The organism is Paenibacillus silagei, from assembly GCF_017874735.1.
Lineage (GTDB): Bacteria > Bacillota > Bacilli > Paenibacillales > Paenibacillaceae > Paenibacillus_AQ > Paenibacillus_AQ silagei.
In genome coordinates, this window is the sequence record NZ_JAGGLV010000020.1 from 46,200 (window position 1) to 60,826 (window position 14,627).

13 protein-coding genes are annotated in these 14,627 nt (G+C 53.5%); 5 read left to right on the forward strand and 8 right to left on the reverse strand.

Going from position 1 to position 14,627, the window contains the following annotated elements:
* Positions 1 to 203 precede the first annotated feature (203 nt).
* The 3 genes from J2Z70_RS24350 to J2Z70_RS24360 are packed head-to-tail and all read left to right on the forward strand — an operon-like array spanning position 204 to position 2,190.
* Complete coding sequence (locus J2Z70_RS24350) at positions 204 to 1,829, forward strand: xylulokinase (RefSeq protein ID WP_209877483.1); 1,626 nt, start codon at positions 204 to 206, stop codon at positions 1,827 to 1,829.
* Positions 1,826 to 1,963 carry a hypothetical protein gene (locus J2Z70_RS24355; protein WP_209877485.1) on the forward strand — a complete coding sequence of 46 codons (138 nt, stop codon included), beginning with the start codon at positions 1,826 to 1,828 and terminating at the stop codon, positions 1,961 to 1,963. Before J2Z70_RS24350 ends, J2Z70_RS24355 begins: the two co-directional genes overlap by 4 nt.
* A gap of 32 nt (positions 1,964 to 1,995) precedes the next feature.
* On the forward strand, positions 1,996 to 2,190 hold the full coding sequence (locus tag J2Z70_RS24360; protein WP_209877487.1) for a hypothetical protein: 195 nt from the start codon (positions 1,996 to 1,998) through the stop codon (positions 2,188 to 2,190).
* Positions 2,191 to 2,364: 174 nt separating this feature from the next.
* Here J2Z70_RS24360 and J2Z70_RS24365 read toward each other — a convergent pair whose 3' ends face one another.
* The 4 genes from J2Z70_RS24365 to J2Z70_RS24380 all read right to left on the reverse strand — a co-directional run bounded on the left by J2Z70_RS24365 (position 2,365) and on the right by J2Z70_RS24380 (position 6,633).
* A complete protein-coding gene (locus tag J2Z70_RS24365; RefSeq protein WP_209877488.1) occupies positions 2,365 to 3,171 on the reverse strand; it encodes a Nif3-like dinuclear metal center hexameric protein in 807 nt (268 codons plus the stop codon).
* 20 nt (positions 3,172 to 3,191) lie between these two features.
* The gene (locus J2Z70_RS24370) at positions 3,192 to 4,085 is read right to left on the reverse strand and encodes a carbohydrate ABC transporter permease (RefSeq protein ID WP_209877490.1); all 894 of its coding nucleotides are present in this window, start codon (positions 4,083 to 4,085) and stop codon (positions 3,192 to 3,194) included.
* 12 nt (positions 4,086 to 4,097) lie between these two features.
* Positions 4,098 to 5,021 carry an ABC transporter permease gene (locus J2Z70_RS24375; protein WP_209877492.1) on the reverse strand — a complete coding sequence of 308 codons (924 nt, stop codon included), beginning with the start codon at positions 5,019 to 5,021 and terminating at the stop codon, positions 4,098 to 4,100.
* A gap of 70 nt (positions 5,022 to 5,091) precedes the next feature.
* The gene (locus J2Z70_RS24380) at positions 5,092 to 6,633 is read right to left on the reverse strand and encodes an ABC transporter substrate-binding protein (RefSeq protein WP_245368491.1); all 1,542 of its coding nucleotides are present in this window, start codon (positions 6,631 to 6,633) and stop codon (positions 5,092 to 5,094) included.
* 241 nt (positions 6,634 to 6,874) lie between these two features.
* Here J2Z70_RS24380 and J2Z70_RS24385 point away from each other — a divergent pair, with 241 nt between their 5' ends.
* Together J2Z70_RS24385 and J2Z70_RS24390 are read left to right on the forward strand one after the other, a co-directional pair.
* On the forward strand, positions 6,875 to 7,750 hold the full coding sequence (locus J2Z70_RS24385) for an AraC family transcriptional regulator (protein WP_209877494.1): 876 nt from the start codon (positions 6,875 to 6,877) through the stop codon (positions 7,748 to 7,750).
* A 33-nt stretch (positions 7,751 to 7,783) separates the two neighbouring features.
* Positions 7,784 to 8,680: an alpha/beta hydrolase family protein gene (locus J2Z70_RS24390; RefSeq protein ID WP_209877497.1), complete on the forward strand. Its 897-nt coding sequence runs from the start codon at positions 7,784 to 7,786 to the stop codon at positions 8,678 to 8,680.
* 62 nt (positions 8,681 to 8,742) lie between these two features.
* Here the strand turns inward: J2Z70_RS24390 and J2Z70_RS24395 are convergent, their stop codons facing one another.
* The 4 genes from J2Z70_RS24395 to gtfA form a co-directional block, all read right to left on the reverse strand.
* Positions 8,743 to 10,323, reverse strand: coding sequence for a helix-turn-helix domain-containing protein (locus J2Z70_RS24395; protein ID WP_245368492.1), 1,581 nt, complete (start codon positions 10,321 to 10,323; stop codon positions 8,743 to 8,745).
* Between the two features lie 10 nt (positions 10,324 to 10,333).
* Positions 10,334 to 12,052 (reverse strand): sensor histidine kinase, encoded by a 1,719-nt coding sequence (locus J2Z70_RS24400; RefSeq protein WP_209877501.1) that lies wholly within the window; start codon positions 12,050 to 12,052, stop codon positions 10,334 to 10,336.
* 279 nt (positions 12,053 to 12,331) lie between these two features.
* Positions 12,332 to 13,132: an alpha/beta hydrolase gene (locus J2Z70_RS24405; RefSeq protein WP_209877503.1), complete on the reverse strand. Its 801-nt coding sequence runs from the start codon at positions 13,130 to 13,132 to the stop codon at positions 12,332 to 12,334.
* 26 nt (positions 13,133 to 13,158) lie between these two features.
* Positions 13,159 to 14,625 carry a sucrose phosphorylase gene (gene gtfA, locus J2Z70_RS24410; RefSeq protein ID WP_209877505.1) on the reverse strand — a complete coding sequence of 489 codons (1,467 nt, stop codon included), beginning with the start codon at positions 14,623 to 14,625 and terminating at the stop codon, positions 13,159 to 13,161.
* Positions 14,626 to 14,627: the final 2 nt, after the last annotated feature.

Genomic DNA, 14,627 nt, shown 5'->3' on the forward strand with positions numbered 1-14,627 from the left:
GATCAGACAAAGGGTTGGAGATGAGACTTCAAGACATTTTAGCGCGGCCAAAAAAAATAAAATATTTTTGTTACGGGGGGTGCATTGCAGATTTGCAACAGCGGATTAGGGCAAAACCGGTTCAAAAAAGAGCGGAGGGGTTGTACACTATTGCTTATATATGTTATATTCTGGACAATTTTAGCTAGAGGGGGAAGGCTGTCATGACGCATTCCGTCAAACAGGCGATTGTTCAGGGAGAAACGTCGCTCGGGATTGAGTTCGGGTCCACGCGAATCAAGGCTGTGCTGATCGATCACCATTTTGAAACGATCGCCTCCGGCACCTATGAATGGCAGAATCAATTCACTAAGGGTTATTGGACTTACGATCTCAGGGAAGTAGTTCAAGGTCTGCAAGCAGCCTACCAGCAATTACAGCAAGCGGTTCAGCAGACCTATGGCGTCACTCTGCAAAAAATCGGCTCCATCGGCTGCTCGGCCATGATGCAGGGGTATATTGTGCTGGACCAGTACGGCGAAATGCTGGTTCCCTTCCGTACCTGGCGCAATGCCACAACGGCTGAAGCCGCAGCGGAGCTGACTAGCGCTTTTCAATTCAAAATCCCTGAACGCTGGAGCATCGCCCACCTGTATCAGGCAATTCTGAACAATGAGCCTCATGTGGCCGGCATCCGGTATATGACCACCCTGTCGGGCTACGTTCACTGGTTGCTGACCGGGAATAAGGCGCTGGGCATCGGTGACGCCTCCGGGATGTTCCCTGTGGATGAAACGGCGAAGCAGTACAATGAGGATATGATTCAGCAGTTTGACCGTTTGCTGGAAGGTAGAGGCTACCCGTGGACGCTGCAAGAGATTCTGCCCAAGGTGTACACGGGCGGGAAACACGCCGGGAATCTCCATGAGGCGGGCGCCCGGCTGTTGGACCCGTCAGGCAGCTTACAGGCAGGCATTCCGCTATGCCCGCCCGAAGGCGATGCCGGGACCGGCATGGTGGCTACGAATAGTGTGAGGAAACGTACCGGCAATGTTTCCGTGGGGACATCGGTCTTTGCCATGTTTGTACTGGAAAAGAATGTTTCCGCCGTCTACCCCGAGATCGATATCGTGGCTACGCCGGAAGGCAGTCCTGTCGCGATGGTTCTTGCCAACAACTGCTCCAGCGATCTGAATGCCTGGATCGGCTTGTTCCGTGAATTTCATGAAGCCATGGGGCTGAAGCCCGACATGAACCAGTTATTCAGCGTCCTGCTGAGCCAGGGGCTGGAAGCGGATGCGGATGGCGGCGGCTTGTTGAGCTACGGCTACTATTCAGGCGAGAATATCACCGGCTTTGCCCAAGGGCGTCCGCTGTTCGTCCGTTCGCCACAGAGCCGTTTCACGCTGGCTAACTTCATGAGAGTTCATCTGTATAGCGCTTTCGCTGCGTTAAGACTCGGAATGGAGATTCTGACCGGGCAGGAACGGGTAAACATTGACCGTATTTCAGCGCACGGCGGATTGTTCCGCACCCCGCAGGTCGGCCAGCGGATCTGTGCCGCTGCACTGAATGTTCCGGTCTCAGTCCTGTCTACGGCTGGTGAAGGCGGAGCATGGGGAATAGCCATTCTGGCCTCTTATATGATACATAAGGAGCCGAACGAGAGCCTGGCGGATTACTTGAGCTCTAAGGTGTTCTGTAACATGGAAGGACAGGAGGTAGCACCTGACCCTACTGATGTGGACGGCTTTGCTCTCTATATGGAGCGTTACACCAAGGGGCTGCCCATCGAGCAGGCGGCAGTAGATCATTTACTGGAGAACCGGAAGAGAGGAGAACTCGGATGAAAATAGATATGGGCAGGCTTACGGTATTGCTTACCTCCCTGCTGCTGATAGCCTCCGCCCCTTCGGCTTATGCTAAAGCGCCGGATGCCCAGGCAGGTAAGTACAGAGCTACGGGCAATTACGTCTTGCAGTAGTATAAAAGACAGCCATCCTCCCGTAGCGGGGGATGGCTGCCTTTGATTTATGCCAGGCTTGCGGCATATCAGGGCTGGGGCTGGGGCTGGGCCTGGCCGAGCATCATTTGCATTTGACTCTGCGGCATCCGCCCAGCGGACTGAGAGGCGCTTATTCTGCCCAAAAGCCGCTTTTTACGCAGGTTACGGACTCCATGGCCCTTATTGGTGGTAATACCACCGATTAATATCAATTAGTGGGCCGATAAGTGCATCTCAGTCCGGCAGTCGGCGCAAAGTGGGCTTTTATTGAGAAATAAGGGCCCTACAGTCCATCAACAAGCAGCCGCCCGGAGGAACGGAACACTCATGGAACAACGGCCCGTTCACTCAGACTCAGCAGCCGCCCAATCCCAAGTGTCTCACAAATACACGAACGGCTCCCTCGCATCCACGAATGTAACCGGAACCCCGTCCACCAGCGGCGCCAGCCACTCAGCCATATACTTCATGCCCCATTCCTCGGAGCGCTCGTGACCGATCACGATCATCGCCTTGTTCATGCCCAGCATGGCGGCATCATTGATGTAAGCACATAAGGTCCACTCGGTAATGTCGCCGCAGACCATCACATCCAGACCCTTCTCCTGCATCAGCTCCATCGGCATCTGCTCCCGGCCGAGGCCCAGACTGCCGCCGCCGACAAGGATGCCGATACGGGAGCAGGGCGCTTCCGGGTTGCCGACGATCTGAATGACTTTCATCCCCAGCCGCTGCTTCAGGAAGCCTGCCAACTCACCGACTGTGGTCTCCTCGATCAGATACCCCCAGGCGTCCTTGTCGTCCAGCTTCTTATCTGCCCAATCCAGCTCCTTCAGCAGTCCGTCGTAGATCCGGTCCGTATCCGCCAGATGCATATGGTCATGGAAGCGCCAGATCGTAAGGCCGTGCTCCTCGATCAGCTTTTTTTTCGCCAGATATACGGGGTCCTGCTGCAGCCAGTCCAGCGTATCATTGCCGGTATAGTAGGTCGGCTCATGGGTAATGATCAGGTTGGCTCCAGCAGCAATAGCTTCCTTGATGACCTCCACCGTCGCCATGAACGTAGTGACGATCCCTGTGACCTCCATCTCTTCACTGCCGCCCGCCAGCACATCACAGGTCTGCTCCAGCCTCCGTCCCCCGCAGCAATCGAGCAGAATCCGGTCAATGACCTCTTGCACTTTCATACGCTCATCTCCTATCATATTTAGCCTTTAACAGCTCCGATAACCACGCCGCGGGTCAGGTACTTCTGCATGAACGGCAGGACGAACAGCACCGGCACAATACCCAGCACCGCCATCGCCATCCGCACCGCTGTACTTGGCAGCGATACCGTGTCGGCTCCGAGTACATTCCCGGCCTGGCCGGAATTGAGGAACTGGATGTTGCTCATGAGCTGCATCAGCAGATTCTGAATACCGTACAATTGCGGCTTAGATACAAAATATAACGCATTGATCCAGTCATTCCAATAGGCCAGGCCCATAAACATCCCTACGGTTGCCATGACCGGCATGGACAGCGGAAGCATGATGCGGAAGAAGGTCCGCAGCTCCGAGGCACCGTCGATCTGAGCGGCTTCGATAATCTCCAGCGGCACATTATTCTTGAAGTAGTTACGGACCAGCAGGACGTTGAACCCGTTCGCCAGCAGGTTGGGCAGGATTAGCGCCCACAGCGTGTTTTTGATATGGAAATACTGGGTCCACATGATGTACGAAGGCACAATCCCCCCGCTGAACAGCATGGTGAAGAAGACGACAAACGCCAGCGTATTATGATACTTGAAATCAGACCGGGACATCGGATAAGCAAGCATGCTTGTTATCAGCAGTCCTATCACGGTTCCCAGGATCGTCACCAGAAAAGAAACGCCATAGGCTCTAATGAAAATGTACGCCGAGGACTTAATATACCGGTACGCGTCTAGACTTAGATGCTCCGGGAAAAAGCTGTACCCGTTGCGGATCAGGGTTGTCTCATTGGTGAATGAAGCGATCACAATCAGCAGGAAGGGCAAAAAAGCAAAAACCGTCAGCAGGATCATCACGACCGCAGAAAACACCGTAAACGTTCGTTCTCCTCTTGTTTGGATCATCCGAATTTCCTCCTAGAACAAAGCGTTTTCTGGATTGACCTTCTTGACGATGGCATTGACCGTAAGCACAAGGGCAAAGCCGACCAGCGACTGATACAGACCGGCGGCTGCCGACATTCCAATATCATTGAGCTGCATCAAGGCGCGGTAGACATACGTATCAATCGTCTGGGTAGCGCTGTATAGCGCACCAGAGTTCATTGGAACCTGATAGAACAGGCCGAAGTCAGAGTTGAAAATCCGGCCCATCGACATCAGCACCAGCACAATAATGGTCGGCTTCAGCAGCGGCAGGGTAATCATGCGGATCTGCTTGAGCTTCCCGGCACCGTCGATTTTGGCCGACTCATAGATGCTCTTGTCAATGCCGGCAATCGAGGCAAAATAGACAATTGAGCCGTAGCCTGCCGTCTTCCAGATCTGAATAAGGACCAGCAGGTACGGCCAATATTTCGCCTCCGAATACCAGTTGATCTCCGGTATCCCCAGCGGCCGCAGAATCGAATGATTGACGAACCCGCTGTCGGCGTTCAGAAAGGCGAAGACGAGCAGCGAAAGCACGATCATCGAGATTAGGTTCGGCAGAATCAGCCCGGTCATGAACAGCTTCGAGTACAGCTTGTTCAGCAGCTCCGACATCAGAATGGCAATGATGATCGAAACTACGGTTCCCAGCGCGATAAACGTCAGATTGTACAGCAGGGTGTTGCGGGTCATAATCCAGGCATCACTGGTCTGGAACAGAAAGGTGAAGTTCTTGAAGCCGATCCAGTCGCTGCCGAAGATGCCTTTGGCATAATTGACATCCTTGAACGCGATGAACACCCCGAACATGGGGAAGTAGCTGTTAATGAGAAAATACAGCAGTCCCGGACCCGCGAGAATTAATAAAGGAAGTGTTTTTTTGAGTGGCTTGGATTTAGGTTTGGCAGTCATGCCGGATTCACCTCCATTGCCGGGGGCAGAGCCTCCATTAGCGGCTCTACCCTCAGCAGGCTTATTCAAATTATTGTTTTTGCGCGGCAAGCCATTGATCCAGTTGTTGCTGCTTGCTGTCTATAATGTCCTGTGCACCCGCATCCTTCAGCGCACTGTTGAATTTCGCAATAATGCTCTCAGGATCTACCGATCCGCTGACCAGTGCCGGCAGGAATTGATTCACTACGTTGTTCACAGCACTCATCTGCGTCTTCACTTGACCCTGGTCGAAGATAAAGCCGAAATACGGCGATCTTTCGGTATCCTTATTCTCCTTCAGCTTCAGTTCCACATCCGACCAGTTGATTCCCTCCATCTGATACTGAAGCGATTCGGAGCCGACGATCCCGGAGCTGAGCATGGAGGTATAAGGTACCGTATTTGCGTCCATGCCCTCAGGGAATTTCACATGATGCTCATCTACCTTGATGTAATCCTCCCCTTCAATTCCGAACAGAATGGTGTTGATCAGCTCTTTGTCGGTGTAGAGCAGGTTCAGGAACTTCACAGCGGCTTCCGTCTCCTTCGAGGTACTGGAGACCATCCAGGTCACCGAGTTCACGGCGCTTGTATCGAAGTAGAACGGTGCGATGCGCTTGGTCTCAATATTTTTGCCGACCTGTGCACTCAGCTGCTTGCCAACCTCCATGCCGCTGTAGCCGCCCAGGAAGGAGAAGCCGCGCCCCGAGGAGACCATCTCCATCGCTGTAATCGTAGTGGTTGCGGTATCCTTCTGCAGATACCCGGCCTCGAACCAGTCTCTCATCATCTGAATTCCGTTCTTGAAGACATCCGATTCGTAGAAGTTAACGACCTTCCCGTTATCACCGATCACGACACCGACTCCGGTGGTATCGGTCAGGTAATCCACCTTGCTCGCACCCTTCATCCAGTTCACAAGTCCGGTATCTGTCGGATTCACATTAATTGGGCCAAACGGAACTACATCCGGCAGCTTCTGCTTCACTGCGCCGAACACCGCAGGCAGATCCTCTACCGATTGGATGGAGTCTGCTGCTACGCCCGCCTCTGCGAGCATATCCGCGTTGTAGATGATATTGGTCGGCAGCGCCATCCCTTTATTCACAGGAATGCCGTAGATATGTCCGTCCATCGTGGTGGTTTTGAGAATATCCGGCCCGAAATCCTTGTCCAGAATGGCTGTCAGCTCTTTGCCGTGTTCGGTAAGCAGCTCTTCGAGCGGAGCCACCTGGCTCTTGGATACATAGTTGGAGAATTGTCCGAGGGTGGTGAAGATATCCATCTTCTCCCCGCTCTGGAGCGCAAGATTGACCTTCTGGGCATAATCTGCCGGGCCGAAGAGTCGGAAGTCCACCTTCACCCCGATTTTCGCGGTAGTAATGGCATTGATGGCCTCGGTCACCTTGCTGAGATCATCGGGAATCCGGTTGAAGGAGGGCAGTGCGAATACAATCTCAGCCACCTTGGCCTTCGCTTCCGTATCCCCGGAATTCTTGGACGATGTATTGGAATTGCCGCCGCAGGCGGAGAGCAGCGAACCGCAGATTACCATGGACAGCAGCAGTGAACCTAACCCCTTTTTCTTCATTATCATCATGCCTCCTGTTCTGTATTTACACTCTCATTGTACCGGTCCTGGAGGGCGGCAGGCTTTCAATAATACGGGCTGTTTTTTTGAAAAAACGTGCTGCTGTTCGTCCTGTGGAATTATTCAACAAAATCACTCACAATAAACGTAATACAAGTCGCCCTGCTGTATTCCGCAAAAAATATCATAACCGGGCGTTTCAGCTGTCGTACAGTGATAATATCTCTATGGAGGCATTCATGTGAACTATAAGGATTCAGTAATCAAGGCTATTTCCTATATTGAGAATCATCTGACCGATGAAAGTTTAAGCGCCAAGGTTTCGGAGGCTGCCGGCTATTCGCCTTACCATTTTCACAGGATCTTCCTGTCAGTGACCCGATGCTCCGTCTCAGAGTACATCCGTAAGCGGAGATTGACACATGCGGCATACGACTTATTTCATACCCGCCAAAGGATTATAGATATTGCCATCCAGTACCGATTCGAGTCCCAGGAATCCTTCGCCCGGGCCTTTCGGAAAATGTTCTCCATCTCGCCGGGACAATTTCGCAAGCAAAGGGACATGAAAGACACGTTGTTCCGGGCCATGGAGAAGCTTCCTTTGGATGAAGCGGGGCTGCAACATTTGAATACCGGTATTTCCCTCGTGCCAGCTTTTGTCTGCCTGGACAACCTGCATTTGGTCGGCATGTCGATACCGGGTGTCAATTCGGACGAGGTCGGAATGCTATGGCGGAGCTTTAGGCAGCGTGTGTTTGAAATTACGCGCAAGCCGGATACGGAAGACCTGTTTTATGCGGTCATTGAACTTACGGGCGAGCAGTGGGAGGTTACTTATACCGCTTGTGTCGAGGCGGCCAGCGAGGAGAGTACGGTTCCCTTGGGAATGGCCGCTAAGCTGCTGCCCGCGGCAACTTATGCGGTTTTTACTCATAAGGGAACATTAGCGAGGCTCAACGATACGTTCCAATACATTTACGAGACGTGGTTACCCCAGTCTGGCAGCGTTCGTACGAATGCCCCGGAGTTCGCACGTTACGACCAGCGGTATCTGGGACCGACGAACGAGGATTCGGTATTGGACATATATATTCCCGTTAGCCCGCCAGCTTAGGAGCGTACCGCTCAAGGAGAGGAAGAATTTAAGATGAACACAGAAGCATATATGAATGAAGGATACGCAGGATGCTGCGAGGTACAAATTACAGATAACTCTTTGAGGGTGACCTATCCTATGATCGTGATGTATCCGACAGACGTACCGGAACAGGCGGACCGTCTAGGGCAATACCCGTTGGAAGTGGCCAGAGACGCGGCGCCGAGGGAGGGGAAGTTTCGGCTGGTCCTCATGTCACACGGTACAGGCGGTTCGCCGTTTGTGTACGGGTCGCTTGCCCGGCATTTGGCACGCAGCGGCTTTATCGTTGGCCTGCCCGAACATCCGCATAATAACCGGAACGATAATAGTTGGGAAGGTACGGTCCCTAACCTCACCTATCGCCCCCGGCATCTTCGCATGGCCGCCGACTGGTTTTTTGAAGATGAGAGGTTCAAGGGGCTTATCCGGCCGGGAAGCTTCTCGGTCATCGGGCATTCCATGGGCGGCTACACCGCGCTGGCAGCAGCTGGCGGCATCCCAACCTCCTTTCCTAATGAGAGCCCAAACGGAAAGCAGCAGCAAATCAATGTTCCTCTGGATTCGCGAATCCAGTCCCTAATTTTACTGGCCCCGGCGTCCGTCTGGTTCCGGAATGAGGGGGCATTAAGCGGCGTTCGTCTCCCCATTCTCATGCTGGACGCGGAGCGGGACCCGTACACCCCTCCATTTCACGCACAGATCATCTTGAATGGTGTTGCCGAACCACGGATGATTCACTATCGGACGGTGGAGAATGCCGGACACTTTTCCTTCCTGAGTCCTTTTCCGGCTGCGATGATTTCACCCGCCTTCCCCCCCTCACAGGACCCGCCAGGCTTTGATCGTGTGCAATTTCACGAAGCGCTGAAGACCGAGGTAGTACAGTTTCTGTTGACTTATGATTAGGAAACGAAATGTATCGCAAGAGGCTCTGCTTCTCTCGGGGAAACGCGGAGCCTCTTCCGATCCTAGTGCTTATGTTTGGAACGGTAGGCTGCCGGGGTTTCGCCTGTCCATTTTTTGAACACAGTGGAGAAATAGGAGAGGGTATCGAAGCCGGTATCCATGGCAATCTCCCCGATGCTCGCCGTGCTCTCCACCAGCCTCTGCTTCGCCGCTCTGATCCGGCAGTCGTTCAGGTACTCCTTCACGCTCTGGCCGGTCCCGTGCTTGAACACCTTGGCCAGATAATCCGCGGTCAGATATACGCTTGCGGCAACATCCTCCCGGCTGAGGTCCTGGGTATAGTGCTCCTGAATGAACCGTTTGGCCCGCTCGACCACCCCTTCGGACTGCAGCACTTCCTTAATGGAATCCAGCGTCTTATCCGTCAGCGCCTGGGCCCATTTCATGAAGTCGAACACGCTGCTCTCGGCATCCTGGGCCAATTGCTGGCTGAGCTCGCCCTCGAAGAGGCGGTGGGCTTGAATGTGGTGCCGCGCGAGCAGCGAATAGACCACCTGAAGCAGGTCCTCGCGGATCGAATGGAGCGTAGCCGCATCCAGCTTGTTCAGACTCGTCAGCAGCTCCAGTTCTTTCTTGAGCCGGTTCACAATCTGCGCCTTCTCCTTCTGGACGAACAGCAGAGTGAACAGCTCCGTATCCAGGGTGAAGCGCTCGGTCAGATCTACCTGGAAGGGCTTATTCGGCAAATGCAGCTTCCCCCGGAAAATAATGTTCGCCTCGTCCGCCTGCTCCAGCTCCGTCTTAAGCTGCGCCAGGCGGGAGATCGCCGCAGGCTCACTGAAGTAACAGGTAGCCGTACATTTCAGATACTGTCTGGACAGCCGGATGATTTCTCCGGCGCTCACTTCCAGCTCCTTCATATCCTCCGGACTCTCCACAATGATCGCATTGTAGAATACTTTATCGACCTGATAGGCAATCATCCGGCCGCTGCCCACCCGGCTGCTGAGAATTTCAGAGACCAGGTTCGAGAGGGCATAATGGAAGATGCTCTCATCCCATTCCCGTTCAATCTGGGAGCGGGGAACACTTACCAGCAGCAGCCTGTATTCTGCATACACCGGGATGGACAGCTCCCGCTTCTGCACCTCACTCTGGATCAGCTGTGGCCGGGGAGAGATTGTCGCCGTCAGCACATCGCTCCAGAAGCTGCGTTCTATCAGATCCTGGTTCTTCAGCCACGCATGGCCCAGCTTGCTGTATTCGCCTAACATGATTTTGTTCTTCAGCGTATCCATAGACTTGCGCAGCGCCGCTTCCAGCTCCTGCTTGTCCAGCGGCTTGACCAGATACGAGTCTGCGTCATATGAGATCGCCTGGGAGGCGAAGGTGAAGCTCTCATGACAGGTCAGGAAGATGAATCCGCCCTCATATTGACGCTCTCTGGCCCACTTGATCAACTCAATGCCCGAGCCGCGCGGCATTTCAATATCGCAAATCATCAGATCCGGCTCGCCGTGCTCGAAGAGTTGCTTCGCATCCTGTATATTATGAGCGGTTAGCACTTCCGTAATTCCGAATTCCTCCCAATTCACAATACCGCGCAACGCTTCAATTGTAGGAATATCATCGTCAATCAGCATACAACGCATATTATCCTCCCTCTAAGCCGGGCTGGCCCCATTCGAGTGGCTTCACAGGAATCCATAGCTCAACTCTCGCACCTGTAGTCTCGATATTCGACAGCTTGAGCAGATCTTCCCGTTTGTAGAGCAGTCTGAGAGTCTTGCGGATATTGGCAATGCCCACTCTGCCTCCGTCCTCCCCTGCCTCTTCGCGCTCCGGCTGATCCAGCCATTCAGAAGCGAAGCCCGCCCCGTTATCTTCAATGACAATACTGACAAATGGACTATCGTCCCGCAGCTCCATCCGCACCCTGATGAAAATAGACAGCAGCTCCTGAACGAACATAGCATGCTTGAACGTATTCTCCACAAAGGTCTGAATCATGAATTGGGGAACCGGCACCTGCCGCGCTTCCTCCTGCATCTCGATCATGAAAAAAATCTGCTCAGGATAACGGATCTCCTGCATCCGGATATAGTTCTCAGTGTGCCGGATCTCCTCCTCCATCGTCACTTCCATCAGCCCTCCTCTGAACATATACCGGAGATGCTCGGAGAGGCAGTGGATCAGGCGGCGGATCTCCTCGTTTTTATTCTGATAGGTTAGGCTGGTGATCGTTGAGATCGCATTCAGGAAAAAATGGGGCCGGATCTGCATCTGTAGATACTTGATCTCGGCGCGGCTGATTTCGATCTGTTCTTCATAGGACTGAATCTTCAGATCCTTGATCTCACTGACCATGGACTCCAGCGCATGGAACAGCTTCAGGAATTCCAGGGAATACGGGGTATTCTGCGGAATCTGGTATTCCAGCTGCCCCTGCTCGACCGCCTTCGCCGCCTTCACCAGCTCCAGAATCGGCCTCAGCACATCTCTCGTCAGGAATCTCAGCACCAGCGGCACCACGATGACCGAGAGAACCGCCAGCAGGGCGATCCCCCACTGAATCAGCTTCAGGCCCGAGAACAGACTGCCCTTGGCAACCATTTGAGTCATCTGCCCGAACTCGCCGATCGGTTCAGATACAATCAGATAATCCCGCTGATACTGCCTGCTTAAGCTCTTAAGCGTCGTATCCCCTTCATTAAGAGAGATATTATTCGCTGCCAGGATCATTCCCTCCGAGTCACTCAGCACATAACGGTTCTTATCATTGCCTCCCCTATCAACCATAGCCAGCAGCGTGTCCGCTTTCACCAGCGTTCCGAAGCTGACTCCTGAATAAGTAATGTATTTGAACAAGTAGGACTCGCCGCGGATCTGGAAGACCTTCCATTCCCCGCTATGTTCTGCCGGAGCCGTACTGAATTTATGCATATTGATAAAATCCACCAGAGCCAGCTTATCCTCCGATTGAATCCGGCGGTTGAACTGCTCCAGCACCAGCTCATCCGAGAGCCTGATGAACATGCCGTCGCTCGAATTATCGCCTGCTATTTTTGCCTGCAGGCTATTCTTGAGCTGCTGGACCTTGAAATACCGGCTGTTCTCATCCATCCCCGCCGAATTCACCGCAGTATCCACGTTATGGTCGAACACCTCAATGAGGTCCTTGGAGAAATTGTTGAAGTTATTATGAATATTGGCCTGATAGAGGGCCAGTGTATTACGCGAGCTGGTCAGTGCATTGCTCCGCACCACCTCCAGGGAGTAGATGTTACTCAGAACAAGGATGGACAGCAGGATCGCAAGAATCACTGTCATCTGCAACGCAAATTTGAACACGATACTGTTGGTTCGGATCATCCCCGCCTCTTCCTTTCCCCGGAATTCAGCACGCCCCTGAGCCGATACCTTCTTAGGCCGGACCCAGGGGCGTATAAGTATGCAATTTGCGATTGAGTACGTGAAAATTATTAGTATTGGGATAGCCGTGACTCCAGAGAAGTTTTGGACTTCCGGCCGCTGTTGTGTTTGAATTTCCTGAATTAAACCGCACTATGCGGTAGAAATTCAAACACAAAGGCGGACGCTACCGCTCCTACAGTTCCAAAATTCCCTTCCGCCACTTTTCCCAATTATTAATCAGCTCACAGGAGCAGCCGCCCAATCCAGCGCAGCTTCAATATGCTTATCCCAGTATGCCCAGTTATGATCGCCAGGGCCTTCTTCATAGTAATGGGCGGCCTGCTCGCCTTCCAGGAACTGATGGAACCGGCGGTTCACATCCAGCAGCATATCCTCGGTTCCGCATGCCATATACAGCTCCGGCAGGGCAAGTCCCTGCGCTTTCACATCACGCACCAGCTGCTCAGGGTCTTTGTCGCTGCCAAGCAGCCTACTCAGATCGCCGAAGACGCTGGCATAGTAGGAATAACTGGCAATTCCGTCTTTATAGTCTGGGGAAATATTGGCAACTCTATACGGAATTAAGGCCGAGGATAAGGCGATGATCCGGCCGAAGCGCTCCGCGTATTTCAGGCCGTTGCGGATTGCCCCGTAGCCGCCCATGGATAAGCCGCCGATCCAGGTATCCTCTCTGGCTGCTGATAGCGGGAACAGCTTGCGGGTGAAGTCTACCAGCTCCCTGCCGATATACTCACCGTAATATTCTTCCCGGAGTTCATCGTTTACATAGAAGCGGTTCTCCCCGGCCGGCATGAATACTGCCACCTGATGCCTGTCTGCCAGCTCCCTGATCCTGGAGAAGTTCAGCCAGTCGTTCTGGCTGCCGGAGAAGCCGTGCAGCAGATAGAGTGATCTCAAGGGCTGGCCCGACCAGGCCGGCAATCCCCAGCCCTCCGGCAGATCCACTGGCAATATGGCCTGGATCGTGACCTCCCGCTTCAGACTTGCCGAGAACAGGCTGATTTGCATTGTAGCCATCATCATTCCCCCTTAACGAATTAGAATCAGACCCAGTATACCGCTTCTTGTCCCTGCTGATCTATATATTCGATAACAGTCTTATAATTCTGCAGGTTAATATGCAGCCGGCAATATGCTGCTCCCTGCTCCCACATCAGCCTGATTTCATCCGCCTCTGCCTCCAGCACCCGGAAGGTTCCATGGAAGGCGCTATATTCATTGCGGAAGCGGACCAGCTTCATCAGACGCTGCACGACCTCCCGCTCACTCTCCGTTTCAATTTCCTCTAGCGTATAGTTATGGCGGTTAATCTCCCGGCCTTCCCCCGTCAGGGCGACCTGCTCCAGATCATTTCGGCCAGCCAGCAAGCCTACATAATAGACCTGCGGAATACCCGGTACGAAGAATTGAATCGCCCTTGCTGCCAGGTACGCATTGTCATCCTCATTCAGTGCGCTGTAATAGGTGCAGCGGATCTGATGGACATCGAAGCCATCCGGGGCCTTATGCTCCTCGGACAGAATCAGGCTCAGGTTCGCCCCGCGCTCCACGCAGAGATCCACCAGCTCCCGCGCTTCCTTGGTATCAATCAGCTCGTCCAGATCCGGCTTCACCGGAACACCGTCATGACAGTCCAGCATCGTGAACTGCTTAGGCGAACGGGTCCGCAGATAGTCGTACAGCGCCGTATTGGATCTGCCGGTAAGCGCCTCAAGCACGCGGTAAGGCAGAATGAAATCATAGATCCAGCAGCCGTATTCCGATAGCTTGGTCTGGATACTGTGATGCGCATGTACCTCCGGCAGCAGCTCTATATCCAGCGAGTCGGCCATCTCTTTGATCCAGTCCAGGAATTCATAGATCTCCGGCTCCACATAGAAACAACTGGTGCCCAGCTTCTTGATCACGTACCCGACCGCATCCAGCCTGACAATCTTGACATTCTGTTCTTTGAAGTTCAGGAAGAACTGCCGCAGCAGGTCGCGGGTGAGCGGAGAATGGATATCCAGATCAATCTGCTCGGAAGGATCCGTTTTGCCAAAAGTGGTCCAGACCTTCTCTTCCACCCCTCCGGAGGTAGTGAACGTAGAATAAGGCAGCGGCCGCCGCAGGAACATCTTCTCAATATCCGTACGCACAGGCTCGCCATTCTCCCAGATCTTGTCCAGGGTGATGAACAGATTCGCATATTCCGAAGCCCGGCCATGCTCCAGGAAGTCCTGGAAATACGGCGATTGCCTGGAGATATGATTGACCATCAGATCCACCAGCACATCGAATTCTTCCCCGATGCTGCGGATGTCCTCCCAGCTGCCGAATTCCGGCTCAATCTCCAGATAAGTCAGCGGCGCAAAGCCGCGGTCCCCCGAAGAAGGAAAGGGCGGAAGGATGTGAATCCCCCCGGCAAACAGCCCGGCGAAGGGACCGCGCAGCACCTGATGGAGCTGCTTCAGGTCTCCGCCCAGGGAATCGGGATAGGTAATTAACTGTACTTGATTCTTCAGTGTCATCT